Raw genomic sequence first — 23,729 nt, 5'->3', positions numbered from 1 at the left:
ACCAGGCGGCCCAGGCGCTGTTAGGTTCTGCGCGTCTGGTAAACCACGCGAAATCACTGGGATCCGCGTGCAAGAATCAGGAGCGTTCGAATTTTGAAAAGACCCCAGGCGCATGCAATGCGTGCGCCTCTGAGGCGTGCCTGGCGGTGGCCGATACCGCTCATTGCCGCCAGTCTGCTGGCCACCGGCCTGACCGTGGTGGAAGCATCGGCGGACTCCAAGTCCAAGCTGCCCGGCAACCAGAAGCTGACGAAGGTCAGCGGTTCGGACGTCAAGGGCAAGCCCGCGGCAGGTCCCGCGGAGTCGCAGAAGAAGGCGTGGAAGTCCGCGCCGAACGTCGCCTGGCCCGCGCCCGGAACGGCTGAAATCAGCCTGCCGGACGCCCCGCCCGCGCCCGCCACTGCGATGAAATCAGCCACCGGCCCGGCCTCCGCTCCCGCGGCTGCGGCTGCCGGTTCGGCGAAGCCCGGCAAGGCGGTCAAGGCCGGCACGCTGCCCGTCTCCGTGGCAGCCCTGCCGGCGAAGAACCCGCTCTCGGCGACGGGCCGTTCGGCCGGTGCCGCAGCGGCTCCGGCGGCCGGCGCCCCGAACGCCGCTCCGACGGGCGTCAAGGTCAAGGTCGACCTCCACGACCGGGCTGCCGCGCACCGCGCGGGGGCCGACAACGGACTGCTGCTGACCGTCCAGCGCACCGACGCGGGCACCACGCCCGCTCCGGTCTCGGTGGAGCTGGACTACAACGCGTTCAGGAACGCCTACGGCGGCGGCTGGGGCTCCCGTCTCCGCTTCAAGGCCGTCCCGGCCTGTTCCCTGACGACCCCGGAGCGTCCCGAGTGCCGGGTCACCCAGGACGTCGTCACCAAGAACGACCCGGCCACGGGCAAGCTCATCGCGACCTTCGAGGCCCCGGCCAACCGCGCCCCGGCCGGCAAGGCCAAGCTCGCCGGCAGCGCCTTCATGTCCGCCCCGGCCGCAGCCGCGGCGGGCGGCGCGACGATGCTCTCCGCCACCGCAGGCGCCGAGGGTTCCAACGGCACCTACAAGGCCACCTCGCTCAGCGCCTCCGGCTCCTGGCAAGCCGGCGGTTCCGCGGGCGACTTCTCCTGGTCCTACCCCCTGGACATCCCCGCGTCCCTGGGCGGCCCGAGCCCGTCCCTCTCCCTGGGCTACTCCAGCGCGCAGATCGACGGCCGCACGAACGCCTCCCAGCAGCAGACCTCCTGGGTCGGCGACGGCTGGGACCTGGCCTCGAACTACATCGAGCGGGGCTTCACGCCGTGCAGCCAGGACAAGCGCAAGGACTCGGGCTACAACAACCCGAAGGACGACACGGGCGACCTGTGCCACGGCCCGCCCATGGTCACCATGTCGCTGAACGGCGGCTCGACCCCGCTCGTCCTGGACGACGCCACCAAGAAGTGGCGTCCTGCCAAGGACGACGGCTCCCGCCTGGAACTCCTCTCCGGCGCCGACAACGGCGACAAGGAGGGTGAACATTGGCGGTTCACCAACCCCCAGGGCATCCAGTTCTACTTCGGCCTCAACAAGCTGAAGAACTGGGCCACGGGCAAGCCGGTCACGAACTCGACCTGGACCGTCCCCGTTTACGGCAACCACCCCGGTGAGCCCTGCTACAACGCCACCTTCGCGGACGCGGTCTGTGACCAGGCCTACCGCTGGAACCTGGACTACGTCGTGGACCCGCGCGGGAACGCGATGACGTACTGGTACCAGAAGGAGCAGAACTTCTACGGCTCCAACTACAAGATCGCCGGTGGCTCCACGGCGCGCGAGTACACCCGCTCCGGCTGGCTCGACCACATCTCCTGGGGCCTGCGCGAGGACAACCTCTTCGCCGCTGCTCCCTCCGAAGCGCGTTTCAAGGTCGAAGAGCGGTGTCTGAAGTCGGACACCTTCGACTGCGACCCGGCGAAGCTCAAGCCCGAGGTCGACTGGAACATCGCCAAGATGTGGCCGGACACCCCCGGCGACCAGCTCTGCGCCAAGGGCGAGGAGTGCAAGGCCCGGTTCACCCCGACCTTCTTCTCCCGCAAGCGCCTCACCGAGGTCAGCACCTTCGTCTGGAACGGCACCACCCACAAGCCGGTCGACACCTGGAAGCTGACCCAGGACTTCCCGCAGACCGGTGACGGATCCGACTACCCCCTGTGGCTCTCCGAGATCCGCCACGTCGGCAAGAACGGCACCGACGTCGTCGGCACGCCGAACAAGGAGATCGAGCTCCCCGCGGTGAAGTTCCGCGGCAAGCAGCTCGACAACCGAGTCGACGCCAACGGCGACGGCAAGGTCCCCTTCAAGCGCTACCGCATCGAAGCCATCGACACCGAAACCGGCTCGACCATCGCGGTCAACTACGCCGAACCCGAGTGCCGGGTGGCCGACCCCCGCGTCATGCCGGCCTCCCCGGAAACCAACACTCTGCGCTGCTACCCGGTGATCTCCGAACTCCCGGACCCCACCGACCCCAAGCGCGAGAAGAAGATCTACTCCACCGACTGGTTCCACAAGCACATCGTGGACTCCGTCCGTGAGGAAGACCGCAACGGCAACTCCCCCACCCGCACCACCTCCTACCAGTTCCTCGGAAAGCCCGCCTGGGCCTTCGATGACGAGACGGAGATGATGCGGCCCAAGACACGCACCTGGTCGCAGTGGCGCGGCTACGAACGCGTCAAGACGCTCATCGGCGCGGCGCCCGACAAGCGCTCCATGACCGAAACCCTCTTCTTCCGGGGTCTGGACGGCGACCGAGCCGCCCCGTCCGGCGGCAAGAAGAGCGTCAAGGTCAAGGACTCCGAGGGCATCGAAATCGCCGACCACCGCCTCTACGCGGGCCAGACCCGCGAGGTCCTGGCCTACAACGGCGAAGGCGGCGCCCTCGAAGCAGCCACCACCTACACCCCCTGGATCCACGGCCCCACGGCCACCCGCGTCCGCAAGGGTGAGGTCCCGGAAGAGGACATCGAACCCCTCCAGTCCTTCGTCCAGCAGACCACCCAGGTCAACTCGCGGATCCTCCTCTCGGAGAACCGCGGCTGGCGCCGCACCGCCATGGAGACCAAGTACGACAACCGCGGCATCGCGCTGTGGGCGTCGACCAAGGGCGACATCGCGGACCCGTCCGACGACAGCTGCAGCCGCTACGAGTACGACGCGGACGAGACCCGCTGGATCATCGCCCGCCAGAAGCGCGTCGAAACCGTCGCCAAGGCCTGTGACGCGGCCGTCCAGCGTCCGGCGGACGTCACCTCCGACGTGAAGATCGCCTACGACGCCGCGGGCAACGTGAAGTCGACCGAGTCGCTGACCGGCTACTCCGGCAGCACCCCGCAGTACCAGGTCGACGGAAGCGCCACCTTCGACGCCTACGGCCGCCCGAAGACCACCACCGACGTCTTCGGCAAGGTCACCAAGCTCGACTACACCCCGGCATCCGGCCAGATCGTCACCAAGACGGTCACCACCAACCACGCCGGACACACCGAGACCACGGAGACCGACCAGGGCCGTGGCTCCGTCCTCGCCAAGCAGGACACCAACACCCGCCGCCAGACCATGGAGTACGACGCCCTCGGCCGGCTGACCAAGGTGTGGTCCCCCTCGCGGACCCCCACCACCAAGTCCCCGAACGGCATCTTCTCCTACGACGTCCGCACCGACGGACCCGTGGTCATCACCAACAAGGCACTGCTGGACGACGGCACCTACCGCACCAGCTACGACATCTACGACAGCAGCCTGCGCATCCGCCAGACCCAGATGGAAGCACTGGCAGGCGGCCGCATCATCAGCGACACCTTCTACAACAGCCTCGGCCAGATCTGGAAGTCCAACGGCGCCTACTACACCGCAGGCGAAGCCTCCGGCACCCAGTTCGCACCCAAGGACAACGAGGTCCCGTCCTCCACGGTGACCCAGTACGACGGCTCCGGCCGATCGGTGGCCCAGATCTCCCGCAAGCTCGGCGAGGAGACCGACCGCACCACCACCGCCTACGGCGGCGACAACATCACCGTCGACCCCCCCAAGGGAGAAACCCCCACCCGGGCCTTCCTCGACGGAGCCGGCCGCAAGACCGAACTCCGCCACTTCCGCTCCGACTCGCCGACCGGCGCCTACGACAAGACGACGTACGCCTACAACCAGCGTGGTTCGCTGGAGTCCGTCGTCAACCAGGCCGGCGACAAGTGGGAGTTCGCGTACGACCTCCGTGGCCGCCAGACCCTCCAGAAGGACCCCGAGAAGGGTTCCACCACGCTGGACTACGGGCAGGGCGACCGTCTCAAGTCCATCACGGACGCTCGCGGCAAGGTCCTCGTTCCCGAGTACGACTCCCTCGGCCGCGTCATCGCGACCCACGAGGGCTCGATCACCGGACCGAAGCTCACCTCGACCACGTACGACACCCTGCCCGGTGCGGTCGGCCTGCCGGTGACCTCGACCCGATACGTGAACGGCCAGGCGTACACCAAGCAGGTCACGGGCTACGACACCGAGTACCGGGCAACGGGAACGAAGATCACGATCCCGTCATCGGAAGGCGCTCTCGGCGGCACGTACGAGTTCACCACCGGATACCGGGCGAACACCGGCCTGACGGAGTGGGTGGAAAGCCCGGCCGTCGGCGGCCTTCCCATCGAGCTCACCACGATGAAGTACAACCACTTCGAGCTGCCCACCGTCATGGGCATCGAGGGCAAGACGTTCGTCGACAAGGTCGACTACTCGCCCATGGGCGACGTCCTGCGCACCCACTCCGGCCCCGCCGGATCCCAGGTCTACACGACCAACTTCTACGACGAGCAGACCCGGCGCCTCACCCGGACGGTCAACGACACCGAGAAGGCCCCCGGCCGGATCAACGACACGTCGTACGACTACGACGCCGCCGGCAACATCCTCAAGATCACCGACAAGGAGGGACCGACCGCAACCCCTGACGTCCAGTGCTTCGCCTACGACTACATGCGTCGCATGAACGAGGCCTGGACCGCGACGGACAACTGCGCGGCTCAGCCCAACGCCGCAGGCCCGGGCTCCAAGCCGCAGGTCGGCGGACCCAACCCGTACTGGAGCTCGTACAGCTTCGACGCGGCCGGTAACCGGACCAAGGAAGTCCAGCACTCCGCCATCGGTGACCTCACCAAGGACGTCACCCGCAGCTACACCTACGGCACCCCCGGCCAGCCCGGAGCCAACCGCCTGAAGCAGGTCGACTCCACGGGTCCTGACGGATCCCGTACCGAGTCCTACACCTACGACGCCTCGGGCAACACCGAGACCCGCACCATCCAGGGTGACACCCAGACCTGGAAGTGGGACGCCGCCGGCAAGCTGGAGAAGGTCACCAAGGGAACGGACGAGACGGGCTTCGTCTACGACAGCGGCGGCAACCGCCTCATCAAGCGCGACAGCACCGGCTCCACGCTGTACCTGCCCGGCACCGAGGTCAAGCTCACCAAGGCCGGCAAGCTGGAGGGCACTCGTTACTACGCCCACCCGGCCGGACCGACCATGGTCAAGACCGCGAAGGACGGCGTGATCACCACGTCGTACCTGATGAGCGACAAGAACGGCACGGCAACCACGTCTGTGGACGCCAAGACCTCAGCCGTCACCCGCCGCAAGTTCACCCCCTACGGTGAGGTCCGCGGCGCGGCCCCCTCCGTGTGGCCGACGAAGAGGAGCTTCGTCGGCGGCGAATTCGACGAGTCGCTCGGAACGGTCCACCTCGGGGCCCGTGAGTACGACCCTGCGACCGGCCGCTTCCTGTCCGTCGACCCCATCGTCGACTTCAGCGAGCCCAAGCAGCAGAACGCGTACGCCTACGCGAACAACTCGCCGATCACGTACGCCGACCCCAGTGGTCTCTCCATCGCGCCGCCCGTGATGCCCATCAAGGACTTCACGGAGGCCGAAGCCGCCTGGGCCAACATGATCCAGGGCAAGAGCGCCCTGGACATCGCCCTCGAAGTCGCCATGGGCATCCTCAAGGACGCCTCCGGCTACAACGACATCCGCGACTGCCTCGGCGGCGACTGGGGCGCCTGCGCAGGACTCGCACTCGACGCGGCCCTGCCCTTCGCAGGACGCGCCAAGCGCATCCTCAAGGCCCTCGACCGAGCCTGGGAAGCCTTCAACAGCTGGTCACACAAGATCGCACTCGCCCGCGACATCCTCGCCAGGGTGAAGCGCTACGAGCAGGCCATGGCGAAATACGCCGAGGACCTGGCCGAGTGGAAACGCCAGATGGAGGAAGCCGCCGAACGAGCGAGGAAGCTCGAAGAGGAGGCGGCAGCAGCCAGAAAGGCGGCGCAAGAAGCAGCTGCGGCCGCGGCCAAGAAGGCCGACGAGGCCAAGGCGACAGCGGCACGTCAGGGCAAGGCATCCGCACAGAAGGCCAAGAAGGCCGACAGCGACGGCAAGGCGTCCAAGTCCGCCGAGTCGAAGAAGTCCGACGCTCCGAAGAAGTCCACTTCGAAGGACAGTGACCGCGGAGACTCCTCGGACACGTCCTCCGCTTCGAAGCCGTCGAGGAGTGACACGGACAGCAGCTCCGGCGGAACCCCTCAGTGCAAGAACAGCTTCGTGGCGGGTACCGAGGTCCTGCTCGCTGACGGTTCCTCCAAGCCCATCGAGGATCTCGTCATCGGCGACGAGGTGACGGCGACGAATGCCGAGTCCGGAGCAACGGCCGCTCAGCCGGTCGTCGGGCAGATCATCGGCGAAGGACAGAAGAACCTCGTCGAGATCACGATCGACACGGACGGCACCCGGGGCAATGACTCGGAGAAGGTGACCGCTACCGATCTCCACCCGTTCTGGGCGCCTGCCGTGAATGCGTGGATCGACGCCGCGGACCTCACTGCGGGCCAGTGGCTGCGGACGTCCTCCGGCACCTGGGTGCAGGTGACCGAGGTCAAGAAGTGGACTCAGCAGAAGCGGGTCTACAACCTCACCGTCGCCAAGGAGCACACGTACTACGTGCTCGCGGGCTCCACGCCGGTTCTCGTCCACAACTGCAAGATCTCGATGGAGGAGGCCGTCAATCGCGCAGTGGCACACGTCGGGGACACCGATGTGCGGATCGTCAGGTCCGGCAGTGGTGGCGTTCAGTTCATGAGCACGTCCTTCGACGAGGCCGGCAACGAGATCACGAGGATCGCGCGGTTCGACGTGAACCCCAACAGCGGTCACGTCCAGAAGTTGTCCCCGCACCTGAACCTCGAAGTCCAGATCAACAGAGAGACGGTGACGTCGGGCCCGCTCGCCGATCCCCACACTCTCATCGATCCGGCTACGATCCGGCCGGGGGACTGGTGGGACAGATAAGGACTGACAAGGTATGGCACTGAAAGTGTTGCGCCACGATGGAACCGGAGAGCTGGAGCTTTCCGGAACCCGCTCCGACCTGGCTGCCTTCGGCCGGGCTCTGCACAGCGGCGATGGCACGGTCCTTCTGACGGAGGTTCCGGACCCGTCCCCCTACAGCAGGTCCCTGTCGCGGATCGTGGTGCGACGCTCGGACGGCGAGATCGTCATCGACGTGCCGGACAACGGGGAAGCCCTCAGGATCGAAGGCGAACCGGAGTTCCTTTCCCTTCTGGCCAGGAACATCGAATCGTTCGCCCTGGAGGCTGATTCGGAGGGTCACCTGCATGTGGAATTCCCCGGTCGCGACTATCTGACGGAAGAGTCGGACCCGATGGTCGTCGCCATCGACAGCAGCCGCGATTCCTGATGCGGCGAAAAAGGCGTAGCCCCGGTCGAGGAATTCGACCGGGGCTACGCCCTTTTCACCGCCGCCGCATGTCCGCCACCCGTGCCGCCGCCTGTTCGCCCAGGGGGGCCGCGCTGCGGAGGGGGGCGGCGGCGCCTGCGCGGCGCTGGACCGGGAGGGGGGCCTCGCGGCGGGGCCGGCTCCGGCCCGGGAGGCCGTCGACGGCGGCGGACGGGCCGGAGCCGGCGATGGTGACCTGGACGCCCTGGTCCGCGAGGGCCTGGAGTTCCGCCGCGGCGCGGTCGTCGTGGGGCGGGGGCTCGTCCGTGACCAGGCGGGTGATCACGTCCGTCGGCACCGTCTGGAACATGGTGTCCGTGCCGAGTTTCGTGTGGTCCGCGAGGACGACCACCTCTGCCGCCGCCTGCACCAGCGCCCGGTCCACGCTCGCGCTGAGCATGTTGGACGTCGACAGGCCGCGCTCCGCCGTCAGGCCGCTGCCCGAGAGGAAGGCCCGGGAGACGCGGAGCCCCTGGAGGGACTGCTCGGCCCCGCTGCCCACCAGGGCGTAGTTGGAGCCGCGCAGGGTGCCGCCGGTCATGACGACCTCGACACGGTTGGCGTGCGCCAACGCCTGGGCCACCAGCAGGGAGTTGGTGACCACGGTCAGGCCGGGCACCCGCGCGAGCCGGCGGGCCAGCTCCTGGGTGGTGGTGCCCGCGCCGACGACGACCGCCTCGCCTTCCTCGACGAGGCCGGCCGCGACATCGGCGATGGCGGTCTTCTCCGCCGTCGCGAGATGGGACTTTTGCGGGAAGCCGGATTCGCGGGTGAACCCGCCCGGCAGCACCGCACCGCCGTGCCGGCGGTCGAGGAGTCCTTCTGCCTCGAGCGCCCGCACGTCCCGCCGTACGGTCACTTCGGAGGTCTGGACGACGCGGGCGAGCTCACGGAGCGACACGGCCCCGTTGGCGCGCACCATTTCGAGGATCAACTGGCGACGTTCTGCAGCGAACACGGAACAGACGGTAACGCGGGCGACCGTCTGCTTTCAGCTCTTTGCGCCGGAATACCGAAGTTGTTCGCAGAGCCGGGTGACTAGTGGTATACGCGGCGCGAGGGCTCGGTGAACTCCTCGCGCCGCTCCGGTGCCCGACCCCAACGGCCCTGCGGGCCGCCGGGGTTCGGCGGCGTCACGCCTCGCCGGTCGCCTTGCGGGTGTGCAGCTGGCGGGCGACCTCGGCGATCGAACCCGACAGCGAGGGGTACACCGTGAACGCGTTTGCGATCTGCTCGACCGTCAGGTTGTTGTCGACCGCGATCGAGATGGGGTGGATCAGTTCGCTCGCGCGCGGGGAAACGACCACGCCGCCGACCACGATCCCGGTGCCCGGACGGCAGAACAGCTTCACGAAGCCGTCCCTGATGCCCTGCATCTTCGCGCGCGGGTTGCGCAGCAGCGGCAGCTTCACCACGCGGGCGTCGATCTTCCCGGCGTCCACGTCGGCCTGGGTGTAGCCGACGGTGGCGATCTCCGGGTCGGTGAAGACGTTGGAGGAGACGGTCTTGAGGTTCAGCGGGGCCACCGCGTCGCCGAGGAAGTGGTACATGGCGATGCGGCCCTGCATGGCGGCCACCGAGGCCAGCGCGAACACTCCGGTCACGTCGCCGGCCGCGTACACGCCGGGCGAGGAGGTGCGGGAGACCTTGTCGGTCCAGATGTGGCCGGACTCCTTCAGGCGTACGCCCGACTCCTCCAGGTTCATGTCCCGGGTGTTGGGGATCGCGCCGACCGCCATCAGGCAGTGGGTGCCGGAGATGACCCGGCCGTCGGAGAGGGTGACCTCCACCCGGTCGCCCACGCGCTTGGCGGACTCGGCGCGGGACCGGCCGATGACGTTCATGCCGCGGCGGCGGAAGACGTCCTCCAGGACGGCGGCGGCGTCGGGGTCCTCGCCCGGCAGCACCCGGTCACGGGAGGAGACCAGGGTGACCCGCGAGCCGAGGGCCTGGTAGGCGCCGGCGAACTCGGCGCCGGTGACGCCGGAGCCGACCACGATGAGCTCCTCGGGGAGCTCCTCCAGGTCGTAGACCTGGGTCCAGTTCAGGATGCGCTCGCCGTCGGGCTGGGCGTCGGGGATCTCGCGCGGGGTGCCGCCGGTGGCGATGAGCACGGCGTCGGCGGTCAGGATCGTCTCGGTGCCGTCGGCGGCCGTCACGATGACGTCGCGCGTGCCGTCGATGCCCTGCGGGCCGCCCAGCTTGCCGCGGCCGCGCATGACCTTGGCTCCGGCCCGGGTGACGGAGGCGGTGATGTCGTGCGACTGGGCCAGCGCGAGGCGCTTGACGCGGCGGTTGACCTTGCCGAGGTCCACGCCGACCACACGGGCGGCCTGCTCGATGTGCGGGGTGTCGTCGGCGACGATGATGCCCAGCTCCTCGTAGGAGGAGTCGAAGGTGGTCATCACCTCGGCGGTCGCGATGAGGGTCTTGGAGGGGACGCAGTCGGTGAGCACCGACGCCCCGCCCAGACCGTCGCAGTCGACGACGGTCACCTCCGCGCCGAGCTGGGCGCCCACGAGCGCCGCCTCATAGCCGCCGGGTCCGCCGCCGATGATCACGATCCGGGTCACGAAAAGTCCGCCTCACGTCTGCCCGGCCGGCAGCCGCCCCGGCCGGTGTCCGGGGGGTGTCCCCGGGGGATGCATTCCGTGCCCCATTGTCCCGCACGCGTGAACGTACTTCTGCCCGGGGCGCCGCCCCCACGCCGCCGCCGTGCGGGCAGGCGCGCCGCAAGGTGACTCACTCCCCCCTCCACGCCACCGTGTGGGCAGGCGTCGCGCAACGCAGCCCCTTCCCTCTCTACGCCGCCGTGTGGGCAGGCGTGCCGCAGGGGTCTGGAGGAGGCAGGCACACGGCACCCCGGTCCGGCGCGGGTGCGCGCAGCTCCCCCCCACCCCCGCCCCGCTCACCCCGTACGCCCCCTTCCGCGCCCCCCGCACACCCGTCCCGCCGCCACCGCGCCAGGCCCCACCGAGCCCCCAACGGGCCCCACCACGCCCCCACCCGACCGAACTCCCGGGTAACGCCCCGGGGAGCGCGGTCGGCGCCGCCCCTCCCGTACCCTCGACGTCATGTCGCTCTACGCCGCGTACGCCGGCAACCTCGACCCGCGGCTGATGACGCGCCGCGCCCCGCATTCGCCGCTGCGCGGCACGGGCTGGATCAACGGATGGCGGCTCACCTTCGGCGGCGAGCAGATGGGCTGGGAGGGCGCTCTCGCCACGATCGTCGAGGCACCCCGCCAGCAAGTGTTCGTGGCGCTCTACGACATCGCCCCGCTGGACGAGGACTCGATGGACCGCTGGGAGGGCGTCGGGCTCGACATCTACCGGCGCATGCGGGTCCGGGTGCACACGCTGGACGGCGAGGAAGCGGCCTGGGTCTACGTCCTGAACGGGTACGAGGGCGGCCTCCCCTCGGCCCGCTACCTGGGCGAGATCGCCGACGCCGCGGAGATGGCCGGCGCCCCGCACGACTACGTGATGGAACTCCGCAAGCGCCCCTGCTGACCCTGCCTCCGCCCCCTGCCGCCGCCCCCTGCCGGCCCCTCCGCCCCGGGCGGCAAAAGGGCCTGCGGTAGCAAATCGTCGGAAACGACAAGGCAACGATCCGAACACCGTGAGCTATGCCATCTACGCGCGTAGGCCAAGAGGGGATACGCTCGTCGGCGTGAACGCATCTGTTACCGACCCCCACGCCGCCGCCTCCTCCGCCGCCGCGCGTCTGCGTGAGCTGACCGGCGCCGAGACCCACGATGTCGCCCTCGTCATGGGCTCCGGCTGGGCGCCCGCCGCCGAGGCCCTCGGCGCCCCCGAGGCCGAGTTCCCGGTCACCGAGCTGCCCGGGTTCCCCCCGGCCGCCGTCGAGGGCCACGGCGGCAAGATCCGCTCGTACAAGATCGGCGACAAGCGCGCCCTGGTCTTCCTCGGCCGCACGCACTACTACGAGGGCCGCGGCGTCGCCGCCGTCGCCCACGGTGTCCGCACCGCGGTGGCCGCCGGCTGCAAGACCATCGTGCTGACCAACGGCTGCGGCGGTCTGCGCGAGGGCATGCGTCCGGGCCAGCCGGTCCTGATCAGCGACCACATCAACCTCACCGCGACCTCGCCGATCGTCGGCGCGAACTTCGTGGACCTCACCGACCTGTACTCGCCGCGGCTGCGCGCGCTGTGCAAGGAGATCGACTCCTCCCTCGAAGAGGGCGTCTACGTGCAGTTCCCCGGCCCGCACTACGAGACCCCGGCCGAGATCAACATGATCCGCGTCATGGGCGCCGACCTGGTCGGCATGTCCACCGTGCTGGAGGCCATCGCCGCCCGCGAGGCGGGTGCCGAGGTCCTGGGCATCTCCCTGGTCACCAACCTGGCGGCCGGCCTGTCCGGCGAGCCGCTCAACCACGAAGAGGTCCTCCAGGCCGGCCGCGACTCGGCCGCCCGCATGGGCGAGCTGCTCACCCGGGTCCTGGCCCGGATCTGATACGTACCGGATCGGATACCCACCGGATCCGGCGGGTGGCGGTACGCGGCTCCGCGAGCAGCCGCGACCGCGGCCGCAGCCGTACGCGACGAGAGACCCACGAGTCGAGAGTGAGGCACTAAGAGTGGTGCAGGACGCGCAGGACGAGCTCCTGATCGCACGGGCCCGGGCCTGGCAGGCCGAGGACCCCGACCCCGAAACCGCACAGGAGCTCGGCCGGCTCATCGAGTCGGGCGACCTCGAAGCGCTGGCGGACCGGTTCTCCGGCACCCTGCAGTTCGGCACCGCCGGACTGCGCGGCGAGATCGGGGCGGGCCCGATGCGGATGAACCGCTCCGTGGTCATCCGGGCCGCGGCGGGCCTCGCCGCGTACCTCAAGGACCAGGGGCACGAGGGCGGCCTGGTCGTCATCGGCTACGACGCGCGCTACAAGTCGGCCGACTTCGCCCGCGACACCGCCGCCGTGATGACCGGCGCCGGACTGCGCGCCGCCGTCCTGCCGCGGCCGCTGCCCACGCCCGTCCTGGCGTACTCGATAAGGCACCTGGGTGCCGTCGCCGGCGTCGAGGTGACCGCGAGTCACAACCCGCCGCGGGACAACGGCTACAAGGTGTACATGGGGGACGGCTCGCAGATCGTCTCCCCCGTCGACGCCGGGATCGCGGAGCGGATCGCGGCGGTCGGGACGCTGGACACCGTGCCGCGTCCCGCCGACGGCTGGCTGCAGCTCGACGAGGAGGTCCTGGAGGCCTACCTGGCGCGCACGGACCGGGTCCTGAGCCCGGGGTCCCCCCGGACCGTACGGACCGTCTACACGGCCATGCACGGCGTCGGGAAGGACGTCCTCGCGGCGGCCTTCGCCCGGGCCGGCTTCCCCGCGCCGGCGCTCGTCGCCGAGCAGGCCGAGCCGGACCCCGCGTTCCCCACGGTGTCCTTCCCCAACCCGGAGGAACCGGGCGCGATGGACCTCGCCTTCGAGGCGGCCCGCGCGGTGGTCCCGGACATCGTGATCGCCAACGACCCGGACGCGGACCGGTGCGCGGTGGCCGTGCCCGACGACTCCTCCGAGGGCGGCTGGCGGATGCTGCGCGGCGACGAGGTCGGCGCGCTGCTGGCGGCGCACCTGGTGCACAAGGGGGCGCGGGGCACCTTCGCCGAGTCGATCGTGTCCTCCTCCCTGCTGGGGCGGATCGCCGAGGCGGCGGGCCTGCCCTACGAGGAGACCCTGACCGGCTTCAAGTGGATCGCCCGGGTGGAGGGCCTGCGCTTCGGTTACGAGGAGGCGCTCGGCTACTGCGTGGACCCCGAGGGCGTCCGCGACAAGGACGGCATCACCGCCGCGCTGCTGGTGGCGGAGCTGGCCTCGGAGCTCAAGGAGCAGGGCCGGACCCTGACCGACCTGCTGGACGACCTGGCCATGGAGCACGGCCTGCACGCCACCGACCAGCTGTCGGTGCGGGTGTCGGACCTGTCGGTGATCGCGGACGCGATGCGCACGCTGCGCGCGCAGCCGCCGGCGGAGCTCGCGGGCCTTCGGGTGACCTCGGCGGAGGACCTCACCCGGGGCACGGAGACGCTGCCGCCGACCGACGGCCTGCGGTACTACCTGGAAGGCGACTACAAGGCGCGCGTCATCGTCCGCCCCTCCGGCACCGAGCCCAAGCTGAAGTGCTACCTGGAGGTCGTGGTCCCGGTGGCGGACGCCTCCGGCCTGGCCTCGGCGCGGTCCCGTGCGGCGGACGTACTGGCGGCGATCAAGAAGGACCTGGCGGCGGCCGCCGGCATCTGAGTGCTCTGCGCGCCGGACTCCGTCCGGCGATGCCCCGGGCCCCGCTCCGCAAGGCCCCCGGACCCCCCAGGGTCCGGGGGCCTTCGCGCGTGCCGGGGCGGCCGGGGCCCGGTCCCCCGACGCGCCGGGTGCCGCCATTCGTGCTGTGCTCGTAGGGGGACGTAGCAGCACGAGGCAGGAAACGGAGGACGAGTCATGGCCAAGAACCTCAAGGCCAAGGACATCATGACGGCCGGCGTGCAGTGCGTCGGCGAGCACCAGAGCCTGCTCGACGCCTCGCGGATGATGCGCGAACTGAACGTCGGCGCTCTGCCCATCTGCGGTGACGACCAGCGCCTCCAGGGCCTCATCACCGACCGGGACATCGTGGTCAGGTGCTGTGCCGAGGGCAAGGACCCGGCGACGATGAAGGCGGGCGACCTCGGCGGGAACCTGCACTGGATCGACGCGGAGAGCAGTGCCATGGAGGCGGTCGACTCCATGGAGATGCACCAGATCAAGCGGCTGCCGGTGATCGACGTGAAGGGCGGCCACAAGCTGATCGGCATGATCACCGAGGCGAACCTGGCGAAGAACCTCTCCGACGAGCAGATCGCCGAGTTCGCGGTCCGCGTCTACGCGGCCAACTGAACCGCGGGGGCTCCAAGACGCCCGGTGGCGGACCTGAGCGGCCCCGCCACCGGGCCCTTCAGGCCCTGTCCCGCGGTCCGACCTCCCGGACCACCGCGTACGTCGGCACGCCGGTCCCGCCGAACTCGGCGGTGCCCGACAGCCCTGCCACGGCGGCCCCGATGGCCGCCAGCCGGCCCTCGGTGTCGGAGGTGTCGACGAAGTTCCGGTAGTCGGCCTCGCTCCGCCAGGTCACGACGTTGTGCACGCGCTTCCCGTCGGTGCTCGCGTGGAAGCGGGCCGAGACGTAGCCGGGGTACCAGGCCACCCAGCGCTCCAGCAGCGGCACGAAGGCGTCCACCAGCTCCTGCTGGGTCTCCGGGCCGTCGACGGTGTACTCGATGATCGAGGCGAAATCGGTGCCGCTCACGGTGTGCTCCTCGTCGTGCGTGGATGACGTACGACGATCATGGAACCCCAACCACACTCGAGGTCAAGCCCCCCGGACCGGCCCGCCCAGCCGGGGGCCGGCCGGGTCAGCCGCTGACGATCTCGCCCAGCGTCGCCACCGACTCCGGCCGGGTCCGCATCGCCTCCGTGCACTCCCACTTGCGCGGCGGATCGGCGTCCGGACCGCCCAGGATCACCGGTCCCGGACCCGCCGACACGGCCCCGCTGCCCGCCAGCGTGCACACGACCTGGGCCAGCACCACCGGCTGGAGGTCCTCCGGCCTGCGGCTCAGCCGCAGCGTGCCCGGCGGGTCGCCGGCCCGCGAGGGGACCGCGGAGAGGTCGCGCGGCACCACGGTGGTGAACCCGGCGTCCCGCTCCTCCTCCGACGGGTCCCGCTCCAGTGCCTCCAGCAGCGCCTGCGCGCCCAGCACCATCGGGTCCTTGGAGGGCCGCTTCTCCGGAGCGGGCACCACCCGCTCCACGCCCACCAGCTGCGAGCCGCAGACCAGCTCCACGGTGGCCCGGACGCCCGGCACGGACGTCTGCCCGGACTGCGCCGGGGTGTCGCAGGACAGCCGCGAGGGCGCCGCCCCCACGTCCACCGGGACCGTCGTCGCCCGGATCCCGCACCCGCTCAGCAGCAGCGCCCCGGCCACGGCCGCCGACAGCGGCACGGAGAACAGCACCCCCAGCCGCGTGGCCCTGCTACGCATCGGCATCCGCATCATCCGTCGGCATCCGCATCATCCGTGCCCTCGCCACCGTCGCCACCGGCGATCACCTTTCCCACGTCCAGCGGCAGCCTCAGCGTGAACAGCGCGCCGCCCTCGGGCGAGTTGGCCGCCGTGATCTCACCGCCGTGGATGTGCGCGTTCTCCAGCGCGATGGACAGTCCCAGTCCGCTGCCGTCCGAACGCGGCCGCGACGCGCTCGCCTTGTAGAAACGGTCGAAGACGTGCGGCAGCACCTCCGCCGGGATGCCCGGACCGTTGTCCTTGACCTCGATGACCAGCCAGTCGCCGTCGACCCGGATGGAGACCCGGACCGGCGAACCGCCGTGCTTGAGGGCGTTGCCGATCAGGTTGGCGAGGATCACGTCCAGCCGGCGCGGGTCCAGCCGCACCATGATGCCGCGGTCCGCGTCCAGTTCCACCGCGTCCAGCCAGGCCCGCGCGTCGATGCAGGCCGTGACCTGGTCGGCGACGTCCACGTCGTCGAGGACCAGCCGGGCGGTGCCCGCGTCGAAGCGGGTGACCTCCATCAGGTTCTCGACCAGGTTGTTGAGCCGCCGGGTCTCGCTGACCACCAGGGCCACCGCGGGCGCAATCATCGGATCGAGGTCCTCGACCTCCTCCTCCAGCACCTCGGTGACCGCCGTCAGCGCGGTCAGCGGGGTCCGCAGCTCGTGCGACATGTCCGCCACGAACCGCCGGCTGGACTCCTCGCGGGCGCTCATGTCGGCGACCTTCTTCTCCAGCGCCTCGGCCGTCTTGTTGAAGGTGCGGGACAGGTCGGCGAGTTCGTCCGTACCGGACACGTCGAGCCGGGTGTCCAGCTCGCCCTCGCCCAGCCGGCGCGCCGCGTCGCCGAGCCGCTGCACCGGCTTGAGCACGGTGCGGGCGGCGGCCTGCGCCAGCAGCGCCGAGCCGAGCAGCGCCAGCGCCGTCGCGATGCACAGCGACCAGGCCAGCGCATTCAGGTCGTCCCGCTCGGTGGCCAGCGACTTGTACATGTAGCCGGTGGGCCCGCCGCCCGCGATGCGGGTGCCGCCCACCAGGTAGGGGTTGCCGCCGGGCTTCGTCCGCTGCCAGTACATGTGGTACTCGGAGTCGTCGTCCGCCGTGACCTTCTTGCGGTCGTTGACCGCGAGCTTCAGCGACTTCGGTACGTCGTCCAGGGTGAAGGCGTCCGGTCCGGCCGAGCCCGTCACGATCCGGTGGTCCTTGCGCTCGTCGACGAGCAGCACGCTGTAGCCCGGGGAGCTGCCCGCCATCAGTTCGGCGGTGCGCTGGAGCTCCTGGGGCATGGGGTCGACGGGCAGCGCGGCCGCCCGCAGCTGCATCTCCTGCCGGAAGTCGCCGAGGGCGGCGTCCTGGGTGCGGGTGAGCACCGCTTCCCGGTTGAGCCAGTACGCGATCCCGGACGCGGACACCGCGGCGGTCAGCGCGACCAGCGCGAACACGATCAGGAGCCGCAGCCGCAGGCTGGTCCAGAGCCGGCCCGCGATCAGGGCACGGATCACTGCGGGGTGTCCAGCCGGTAGCCGACCCCGCGCACGGTCCGGATCAGTGTCGGCGAGGACGGCACGTCCTCCACCTTGGCGCGCAGCCGCTGCACACAGGCGTCGACCAGCCGGGAGTCGCCGAGGTAGTCGTGCTCCCAGACCAGCCGGAGCAGCTGCTGCCGGGACAGCGCCTGGCCGGGCCGCCGGCTGAGCTCCAGCAGCAGCCGCAGCTCGGTCGGGGTCAGCTGGAGGTCCTCGCCGTTCTTGGTGACGGTCATCGCGGCCCGGTCGATGACCAGCGAGCCGAACGCCGCCGAGTCGCTGGCCTCCCGCTCGCCGCGGCGCAGCACGGCCCGGATGCGGGCGTCCAGCACCCGTCCCTGGACGGGCTTGACCACGTAGTCGTCGGCACCGGACTCCAGGCCGACGACGACGTCGATGTCGTCGCTGCGGGCGGTGAGCAGGATGATCGGCAGCTGGTCGGTCCGCCGGATGCGCCGGCACACCTCGAAGCCGTCGATCCCGGGCAGCATCACGTCCAGCACGATCAGGTCCGGACGCTGCTCGCGCAGCAGTCGCAGGCCGTCCTCGCCCGTCGCCGCGGTGGCCACACGGTGGCCCTGGCGGGACAGGGAGAGTTCGAGGGCCGTGCGGATGGCGTCGTCGTCCTCGATCAGCAACAGGAAAGGCACCCGCACATTCTGGCCCATGCCCCGTTCCGAGTTCGACCGTCGTGCACCCGGCGTGCACACGCCGTCCGCTGTGACAGCCCTGTGACAGTCGGCGGACAGCCCAGTCATGTCCGGCGGGCAATCTTTTTCGTGTCGGACGAAGACCAGACTCCACGCCGGGGAGGCGCGAGATGAACACGCTGCACAGCACCACGCCCAGCGCGGTCGTCACGCGGCTGCACGATGTGAACCGCCGGGCGGGAGTCCGTACGGTCTCCCGGCCCCGGCCGGTGCATCTCACAGCCATTGACGCCAACCGCTACCAGGCGGTTCCCGCCCAGCGCACGGAATCTCCGGAGCTCTCGGCAGCGTCCGCGGCGACCCGCCCGGCGGAGCCCGCCTCCGGCCCCTCGGCCGCCTCGGAGGCCGAGTTCACCGCCTACGTGCAGGAGCGCCGGGCCGCGCTCTACGCGACGGCGTTCCACCTGACCGGCGACCGGTACGAGGCCGAGGACCTGCTGCAGAGCGCGCTGTTCTCGACGTACCGGGCGTGGGACCGGATCACCGACAAGGCGGCGGTCGGCGGCTACCTGCGCCGCACCATGACGAACCTGCACATCAGCGCCTGGCGCCGGCGCAAGCTGAACGAGTACCCGACGGAGGAGCTGCCGGAGTCGGCGGGCGAGTCGGACGCGATGCGGGGCACCGAGCTCCGCGCGGTGCTCTGGCAGGCGCTGGCCCGGCTGCCCGAACCGCAGCGCACCATGCTGGTGCTGCGCTACTACGAGGGCCGTACGGACCCGGAGATCGCGGAGATCCTGGACATCAGCGTCGGCACGGTGAAGTCGAGCATCTGGCGCTCGCTGCGCCGGCTGCGCGAGGACGAGGTGCTGAGCTTCGGCCGTGACGAGGCGGAGTCCTTCGAGGAGCTGGTCGCCTGACGCGGCGGCACGGGAAGACCACTGGCCGGGGGGCCGTCCTGCGGGGGTGGGACGGTGGCCATGGGGGAAGCGCGGGATCGGTCGGCCGGGGGTCCGACCGGTCCCGCGCTGCGTTGTGCGCCTCCGGCGCGGGCGCTGATGCCGCCGCCGCTACGGGTTACGCGGCGGCCGTGGTGCTCGCGCCCGCGGAGCGGTGGCGGCCGGCGGCGGCCGCCGCGAGACGGCCCAGCGCCTCGTCGCGGCCGCACGGGTGCGCGCCGAGCGCGGTGTGGCGGGCCACGATGCCCCGCTCGGCGCGCATCAGCCGCCAGCCGCGGCGCAGCAGGAACAGCACCGACTTGCGGCCCTCGCGCAGGTCCCGGGCCAGGCGGCGGCGGAACGTGGTGGACGGGCGGCCGCGCAGGCAGATCGCGTCGGCGAGCAGGCCGAGCTCCTGGCAGCGGGCCGCGATGTCGGCGGCGAAGATGCCCTCGGCGATGAACAGCGGGGTACGGGCTATGTCCAGGGTGTCCGCGCCGGTCCGGGAGCTGGTGGCGATGTCGTAGACCGGCACCTGGGTCCGTCCGCCCTCGCACAGTTCGGCGACGGCGGCCACCGCGGCGTCCGCGTCCCAGGAGAGCGGGGAGTCCCAGTCGATGTCGGAGCTGCCCTCGACCAGCGGCAGGGTGGGGTCGTCGGCTTCCTTGTAGAAGTCGTCGAGCCGGAGCACCGGCAGCCCGGACCGGGCGGCCAGCGAGGACTTGCCGGACCCCGAAGGACCCGTCAGCAGGACCACGCGCGTGGGAAGGGGAGATGAACAGCTCACGGAACACCAGTGTGCGGCATTCCCCTGGGTGGGGGACCCCCGTTGACACCCGTTGGTATTCAGCATCACATCTCAACTACGCTGAGTGCATGGGACGTCACGCAGCATCCGCACCCCGCACCGCTCTCCGCACCGCCGGCATCACCGTTTCCATGGCGGGCGCGGCCCTGGCGATGGCCGCCGGCTCGGCGCAGGCGGGCGAGGTTTCCGTACCGCACGCGCTGGCCGGGGTCGGCGAGGTCGCCAACCTGAAGGTGAACCCGCTCGCCCACACCGGGGTGGACCCCCTGGACAACGGGGTCGGTACCAAGGTCGCCGACTTCCCTGCCGTCGGCACCGGCATGGTCACCGGCACCCTCACCCAGGGCCCGTCGGTCCGCGAACTGCCCACGGCGGCGGTCTCCTCCCTGCTGGCCCCGCTCAACGGCGCCTCGTAGGCCGCCGCGGGTACGCGAAGACCCCGGCAGACGGGGGAGCGCTGCCGGGGCCGGTCTTCGCGGGGTGCCGCCGTACGGGCGGCCTCGTACTAGTACGAGGAGCCGGACGCGCCCAGCGAGCCCGTCGGGTGCCAGACCGTCTTGGTCTCCAGGAAGGCCGTCATGCGGGCCGTGCCCGGGTCGGCCGTCCAGTCGTCCACAGGCTGTGGACGCAGGACCCGCTTGAGGTTGTCCGCGGCCGCGATCTCCAGCTCCCGGGCGAGGGCCGCGTCGGCGCCCGCCAGGTCGACGGCGTTGACGTCCATGTGCCCCGCCAGGTGCGGGCCCATCTCGCCGGCCTTGCCGGAGAGGATGTTGACCACGCCTCCGGGCAGGTCGGAGGTGGCGAGCACCTCGCCCAGGGAGAGCGCCGGGAGCGGCGCCTTCTCCGAGGCGATGACGACCGCGGTGTTGCCGGTCGCGATGACCGGGGCGATCACCGAGACCAGACCCAGGAAGGACGAGTCCTGCGGGGCGATCACGGTGACCACGCCGGTCGGCTCCGGGGTGGAGAGGTTGAAGTACGGGCCCGCGACCGGGTTGGCCCCGCCCACGACCTGCGCGATCTTGTCGGTCCAGCCGGCGTACCAGACCCAGCGGTCGATCGCCGCGTCCACGACGGCGCCCGCCTTGGACTTCGACAGGCCCTCGGCCTCGCCGACCTCGCGGACGAACTGCTCGCGGCGGCCCTCCAGCATCTCGGCGATGCGGTAGAGGATCTGGCCGCGGTTGTACGCCGTGGCGCCCGCCCAGCCGCCGAACGCCTTGCGGGCCGCGACGACCGCGTCACGGGCGTCCTTGCGGGACGACAGGGGGGCGTTGGCCAGCCAGTTGCCCTTCGGGTCCGTCACTTCGTACACCCGGCCGCTCTCGGATCGCGGGAACTTCCCGCCTACGTACAGCTTGTAGGTCTTGAAGACGTTCAGACGGTCAGTGCGCTCAGACATCGAGGTAGGCCTCCAGACCGTGGCGGCCGCCCTCGCGGCCGAAGCCCGACTCCTTGTAGCCGCCGAAGGGCGAGGTCGGGTCGAACTTGTTGAACGTGTTGGCCCAGACGACGCCGGCGCGGAGCTTGCCCGCGACCGCGAGGATGCGGGAGCCCTTCTCCGTCCAGATGCCCGCGGACAGGCCGTACTGGCTGTTGTTGGCCTTGGCGACGGCCTCGTCGGGCGTACGGAAGGTCAGCACGGACAGGACCGGGCCGAAGATCTCGTCACGGGCGACGGTGTGCGCCTGGGTGACGTTGGTGAAGAGCGTCGGCGCGAACCAGTAGCCGGCGGACGGCAGCTCGCACGCCGGGGACCAGCGCTCGGCACCCTCGGCCTCGCCGGTCTCCGCGAGCGCGGTGATCCGGGCCAGCTGCTCCGCGGAGTTGATGGCACCGATGTCGGTGTTCTTGTCCAGCGGGTCGCCCAGGCGCAGCGTGGAGAGGCGGCGCTTGAGGGAGTCCAGCAGCTCGTCGTGGATCGACTCCTGGACCAGCAGGCGGGAGCCCGCGCAGCAGACCTGGCCCTGGTTGAAGAAGATGCCGCCGACGATGCCCTCGACGGCCTGGTCGATGGGGGCGTCGTCGAAGACGATGTTGGCGCCCTTGCCGCCCAGCTCCAGGGTGACCTTCTTGTCGGTGCCGGCGACGTGGCGGGCGATCTTCTTGCCCACGGCGGTCGAGCCGGTGAAGGCGACCTTGTTGACGTCCGGGTGCTCGACGAGGGCCGCGCCCGCGTCGCCGTAGCCGGGGAGGATGTTGACGACGCCCTTGGGCAGACCGGCCTGGCGGCAGATGTCCGCGAAGAACAGCGCGGAGAGCGGGGTCGTCTCGGCCGGCTTCAGCACGACGGTGTTGCCGGTGGCGAGCGCCGGGGCGATCTTCCACGCGAGCATCAGCAGCGGGAAGTTCCACGGGATGACCTGGCCGGCCACGCCGAGCGGGCGCGGGTCGGCGCCGTAGCCGGCGTGGTCGAGCTTGTCGGCCCAGCCCGCGTAGTAGAAGAAGTGCGCGGCGACCAGGGGGAGGTCCGCGTCGCGGGTCTCCTTGATCGGCTTGCCGTTGTCCAGGGTTTCCAGGACGGCCAGCTCGCGGCTGCGCTCCTGGATGATCCGGGCGATGCGGAAGAGGTACTTGGCGCGCTCGGAGCCGGGCAGCGCGGACCACTTCTCGAACGCCTTGCGGGCTGCCTTGACGGCGCGGTCGACGTCGGCGGCGCCGGCCCGGGCGACCTCGGAGAGGACTTCCTCGGTCGACGGGCTGATGGTCTTGAAGACCTTGCCGTCGGCGGCGTCGGTGAACTCACCGTCGATGAACAGGCCGTAGGAGGGCGCGATGTCGACGACCGAGCGGGACTCGGGGGCCGGTGCGTACTCGAAGAGGGATGCCATGGTGATCAGTCCACCGTCACGTAGTCGGGACCGGAGTAACGCCCGGTGCTCAGCTTCTGGCGCTGCATGAGCAGGTCGTTCAGCAGGCTGGAGGCGCCGAAGCGGAACCACTCGTTGGTCAGCCAGTCCTCGCCCGCGGTCTCGTTCACCAGGACCAGGAACTTGATCGCGTCCTTGGTGGTGCGGATGCCGCCGGCCGGCTTCACGCCGATCTGGATGCCGGTCTGCTCCCGGAAGTCGCGGACGGCTTCGAGCATGAGCAGGGTGTTCGCGGGGGTGGCGTTGACGCCCACCTTGCCGGTCGAGGTCTTGATGAAGTCGGCCCCGGCGAGCATGCCGATCCAGGAGGCGCGGCGGATGTTGTCGTAGGTCGACAGCTCGCCGGTCTCGAAGATGACCTTCAGCCGGGCGGCGGTGCCGTCCTCCCGGACGCACGCCTCCTTCACGGCCTTGATCAGCTCGTACGTCTCCAGGTAGCGGCCGGCGAGGAAGGCGCCACGGTCGATGACCATGTCGATCTCGTCGGCGCCGGCGGCGACGGCGTCACGGGTGTCCGCGAGCTTGACCGGGAGCGCGGCGCGGCCGGCCGGGAAGGCGGTGGCCACGGAGGCGACCTTGACGTCGGCGCCGTTCAGGGCGGCCTTCGCGGTGGCCACCATGTCCGGGTAGACGCAGACCGCCGCGGTCATCGGGGTCGTACGGTCGGTGGGGTCGGGATTGACGGCCTTGGTGGCGAGCGCCCGGACCTTGCCCGGGGTGTCCGCGCCTTCCAGCGTCGTCAGGTCGATCATCGAGATGGCCAGGTCGATGGCGTACGCCTTGGCCGTGGTCTTGATCGAACGCGTGCCGAGGGCGGCCGCGCGGGCCTCCAGGCCGACGGCGTCGACGCCGGGCAGCCCGTGCAGGAACCGGCGCAGCGCACTGTCGGACGTCGTCACGTCAGCGAATGCGGTGAGGGTGGTGGGCATGGTCACCACCTGAGCATATCTACGCGCGTAGCGACATGTCACCCCCAGCCGCTCCTTCGAGCCGGGCGTGACACATCTGTAATGGGTGGGGCGGACGAGGCAGGGCTTCCGATCTCGTGGAGTGAGACGGCGTACGG

18 protein-coding genes are annotated in these 23,729 nt (G+C 70.5%); 8 read left to right on the top strand and 10 right to left on the bottom strand.

The genetic code is table 11. The annotated features are described in order from the left end of the window. Positions 1–117 precede the first annotated feature (117 nt). Both AB0O36_RS05505 and AB0O36_RS05500 read left to right on the top strand, forming a co-directional pair. Positions 118–7,353, top strand: a complete 7,236-nt coding sequence (locus tag AB0O36_RS05505; protein WP_365104381.1) for a polymorphic toxin-type HINT domain-containing protein — start codon at positions 118–120, stop codon at positions 7,351–7,353. Between the two features lie 13 nt (positions 7,354–7,366). After that, a complete protein-coding gene (locus AB0O36_RS05500; RefSeq protein ID WP_365104380.1) occupies positions 7,367–7,762 on the top strand; it encodes a hypothetical protein in 396 nt (131 codons plus the stop codon). A gap of 55 nt (positions 7,763–7,817) precedes the next feature. Here AB0O36_RS05500 and AB0O36_RS05495 read toward each other — a convergent pair whose 3' ends face one another. After that, a complete protein-coding gene (locus AB0O36_RS05495) occupies positions 7,818–8,759 on the bottom strand; it encodes a DeoR/GlpR family DNA-binding transcription regulator (RefSeq protein ID WP_365104377.1) in 942 nt (313 codons plus the stop codon). A gap of 175 nt (positions 8,760–8,934) precedes the next feature. Continuing rightward, complete coding sequence (locus AB0O36_RS05490; RefSeq protein WP_365104374.1) at positions 8,935–10,374, bottom strand: NAD(P)H-quinone dehydrogenase; 1,440 nt, start codon at positions 10,372–10,374, stop codon at positions 8,935–8,937. A 501-nt stretch (positions 10,375–10,875) separates the two neighbouring features. Here AB0O36_RS05490 and AB0O36_RS05485 point away from each other — a divergent pair. From AB0O36_RS05485 to AB0O36_RS05470, 4 genes are all read left to right on the top strand, one after another. Next, on the top strand, positions 10,876–11,313 hold the full coding sequence (locus tag AB0O36_RS05485) for a gamma-glutamylcyclotransferase (RefSeq protein ID WP_365104371.1): 438 nt from the start codon (positions 10,876–10,878) through the stop codon (positions 11,311–11,313). A gap of 160 nt (positions 11,314–11,473) precedes the next feature. After that, positions 11,474–12,280, top strand: a complete 807-nt coding sequence (locus AB0O36_RS05480) for a purine-nucleoside phosphorylase (protein ID WP_365104369.1) — start codon at positions 11,474–11,476, stop codon at positions 12,278–12,280. A gap of 127 nt (positions 12,281–12,407) precedes the next feature. After that, entirely contained in the window at positions 12,408–14,069 is a 1,662-nt protein-coding gene (locus tag AB0O36_RS05475; protein WP_365104692.1) for a phospho-sugar mutase, read from the top strand. Between the two features lie 195 nt (positions 14,070–14,264). Further along, complete coding sequence (locus tag AB0O36_RS05470) at positions 14,265–14,699, top strand: CBS domain-containing protein (protein ID WP_365104366.1); 435 nt, start codon at positions 14,265–14,267, stop codon at positions 14,697–14,699. A gap of 58 nt (positions 14,700–14,757) precedes the next feature. Here the strand turns inward: AB0O36_RS05470 and AB0O36_RS05465 are convergent, their stop codons facing one another. The 4 genes from AB0O36_RS05465 to afsQ1 all read right to left on the bottom strand — a co-directional run bounded on the left by AB0O36_RS05465 (position 14,758) and on the right by afsQ1 (position 18,047). Next, complete coding sequence (locus tag AB0O36_RS05465) at positions 14,758–15,108, bottom strand: hypothetical protein (RefSeq protein WP_365104364.1); 351 nt, start codon at positions 15,106–15,108, stop codon at positions 14,758–14,760. A gap of 106 nt (positions 15,109–15,214) precedes the next feature. After that, positions 15,215–15,850: a hypothetical protein gene (locus AB0O36_RS05460; RefSeq protein WP_365104362.1), complete on the bottom strand. Its 636-nt coding sequence runs from the start codon at positions 15,848–15,850 to the stop codon at positions 15,215–15,217. A 5-nt stretch (positions 15,851–15,855) separates the two neighbouring features. Next, complete coding sequence (locus AB0O36_RS05455; protein ID WP_365104690.1) at positions 15,856–17,472, bottom strand: HAMP domain-containing sensor histidine kinase; 1,617 nt, start codon at positions 17,470–17,472, stop codon at positions 15,856–15,858. After that, on the bottom strand, positions 17,370–18,047 hold the full coding sequence (gene afsQ1, locus AB0O36_RS05450; protein WP_365104359.1) for a two-component system response regulator AfsQ1: 678 nt from the start codon (positions 18,045–18,047) through the stop codon (positions 17,370–17,372). Before afsQ1 ends, AB0O36_RS05455 begins: the two co-directional genes overlap by 103 nt. Positions 18,048–18,217: 170 nt before the next feature. On the opposite strand from afsQ1, the gene AB0O36_RS05445 reads away from it, so the two are divergent. After that, positions 18,218–18,967, top strand: coding sequence for a SigE family RNA polymerase sigma factor (locus AB0O36_RS05445; protein WP_365104356.1), 750 nt, complete (start codon positions 18,218–18,220; stop codon positions 18,965–18,967). 157 nt (positions 18,968–19,124) lie between these two features. On the opposite strand, the gene AB0O36_RS05440 is transcribed toward AB0O36_RS05445, so the two are convergent. Further along, the gene (locus AB0O36_RS05440; RefSeq protein ID WP_365104354.1) at positions 19,125–19,838 is read right to left on the bottom strand and encodes a uridine kinase; all 714 of its coding nucleotides are present in this window, start codon (positions 19,836–19,838) and stop codon (positions 19,125–19,127) included. 23 nt (positions 19,839–19,861) lie between these two features. Between AB0O36_RS05440 and AB0O36_RS05435 the strand changes: the two genes are divergently transcribed. Then, entirely contained in the window at positions 19,862–20,209 is a 348-nt protein-coding gene (locus tag AB0O36_RS05435) for a hypothetical protein (RefSeq protein ID WP_365104351.1), read from the top strand. Positions 20,210–20,298: 89 nt separating this feature from the next. Here AB0O36_RS05435 and AB0O36_RS05430 read toward each other — a convergent pair whose 3' ends face one another. From AB0O36_RS05430 to deoC, 3 genes are read right to left on the bottom strand one after another with little or no spacing between them, the layout of a single operon-like run. Further along, positions 20,299–21,195 carry an aldehyde dehydrogenase family protein gene (locus AB0O36_RS05430; protein WP_365104349.1) on the bottom strand — a complete coding sequence of 299 codons (897 nt, stop codon included), beginning with the start codon at positions 21,193–21,195 and terminating at the stop codon, positions 20,299–20,301. Continuing rightward, a complete protein-coding gene (locus tag AB0O36_RS05425) occupies positions 21,188–22,624 on the bottom strand; it encodes an aldehyde dehydrogenase family protein (protein ID WP_365104346.1) in 1,437 nt (478 codons plus the stop codon). The genes AB0O36_RS05430 and AB0O36_RS05425 overlap by 8 nt, the downstream gene beginning before the upstream one ends. Before the next feature lie 5 nt (positions 22,625–22,629). Further along, positions 22,630–23,592 carry a deoxyribose-phosphate aldolase gene (gene deoC, locus AB0O36_RS05420; RefSeq protein WP_365104688.1) on the bottom strand — a complete coding sequence of 321 codons (963 nt, stop codon included), beginning with the start codon at positions 23,590–23,592 and terminating at the stop codon, positions 22,630–22,632. Between the last annotated feature and the right edge of the window lie 137 nt (positions 23,593–23,729).

The sequence above is a fragment of the Streptomyces sp. NPDC089799 genome, from assembly GCF_040684755.1.
Taxonomy (GTDB): domain Bacteria; phylum Actinomycetota; class Actinomycetes; order Streptomycetales; family Streptomycetaceae; genus Streptomyces.
The sequence above is the reverse complement of the archived record's forward strand: the minus strand, read 5'-3'. Positions and strand labels throughout refer to the sequence as shown.

Coding starts and splice junctions, on each gene's coding strand:
- deoC (WP_365104688.1), bottom strand. CDS start 23,592: ATGCCCACCACCCTCACCGCATTCGCTGACGTGACGACGTCCGACAGT.
- AB0O36_RS05440 (WP_365104354.1), bottom strand. CDS start 19,838: ATGCTGAATACCAACGGGTGTCAACGGGGGTCCCCCACCCAGGGGAAT.
- AB0O36_RS05500 (WP_365104380.1), top strand. CDS start 7,367: ATGGCACTGAAAGTGTTGCGCCACGATGGAACCGGAGAGCTGGAGCTT.
- AB0O36_RS05470 (WP_365104366.1), top strand. CDS start 14,265: ATGGCCAAGAACCTCAAGGCCAAGGACATCATGACGGCCGGCGTGCAG.
- AB0O36_RS05430 (WP_365104349.1), bottom strand. CDS start 21,195: ATGTCTGAGCGCACTGACCGTCTGAACGTCTTCAAGACCTACAAGCTG.
- AB0O36_RS05425 (WP_365104346.1), bottom strand. CDS start 22,624: ATGGCATCCCTCTTCGAGTACGCACCGGCCCCCGAGTCCCGCTCGGTC.
- AB0O36_RS05445 (WP_365104356.1), top strand. CDS start 18,218: ATGAACACGCTGCACAGCACCACGCCCAGCGCGGTCGTCACGCGGCTG.
- AB0O36_RS05460 (WP_365104362.1), bottom strand. CDS start 15,850: ATGCCGATGCGTAGCAGGGCCACGCGGCTGGGGGTGCTGTTCTCCGTG.
- AB0O36_RS05505 (WP_365104381.1), top strand. CDS start 118: ATGCGTGCGCCTCTGAGGCGTGCCTGGCGGTGGCCGATACCGCTCATT.
- AB0O36_RS05435 (WP_365104351.1), top strand. CDS start 19,862: ATGGGACGTCACGCAGCATCCGCACCCCGCACCGCTCTCCGCACCGCC.
- AB0O36_RS05485 (WP_365104371.1), top strand. CDS start 10,876: ATGTCGCTCTACGCCGCGTACGCCGGCAACCTCGACCCGCGGCTGATG.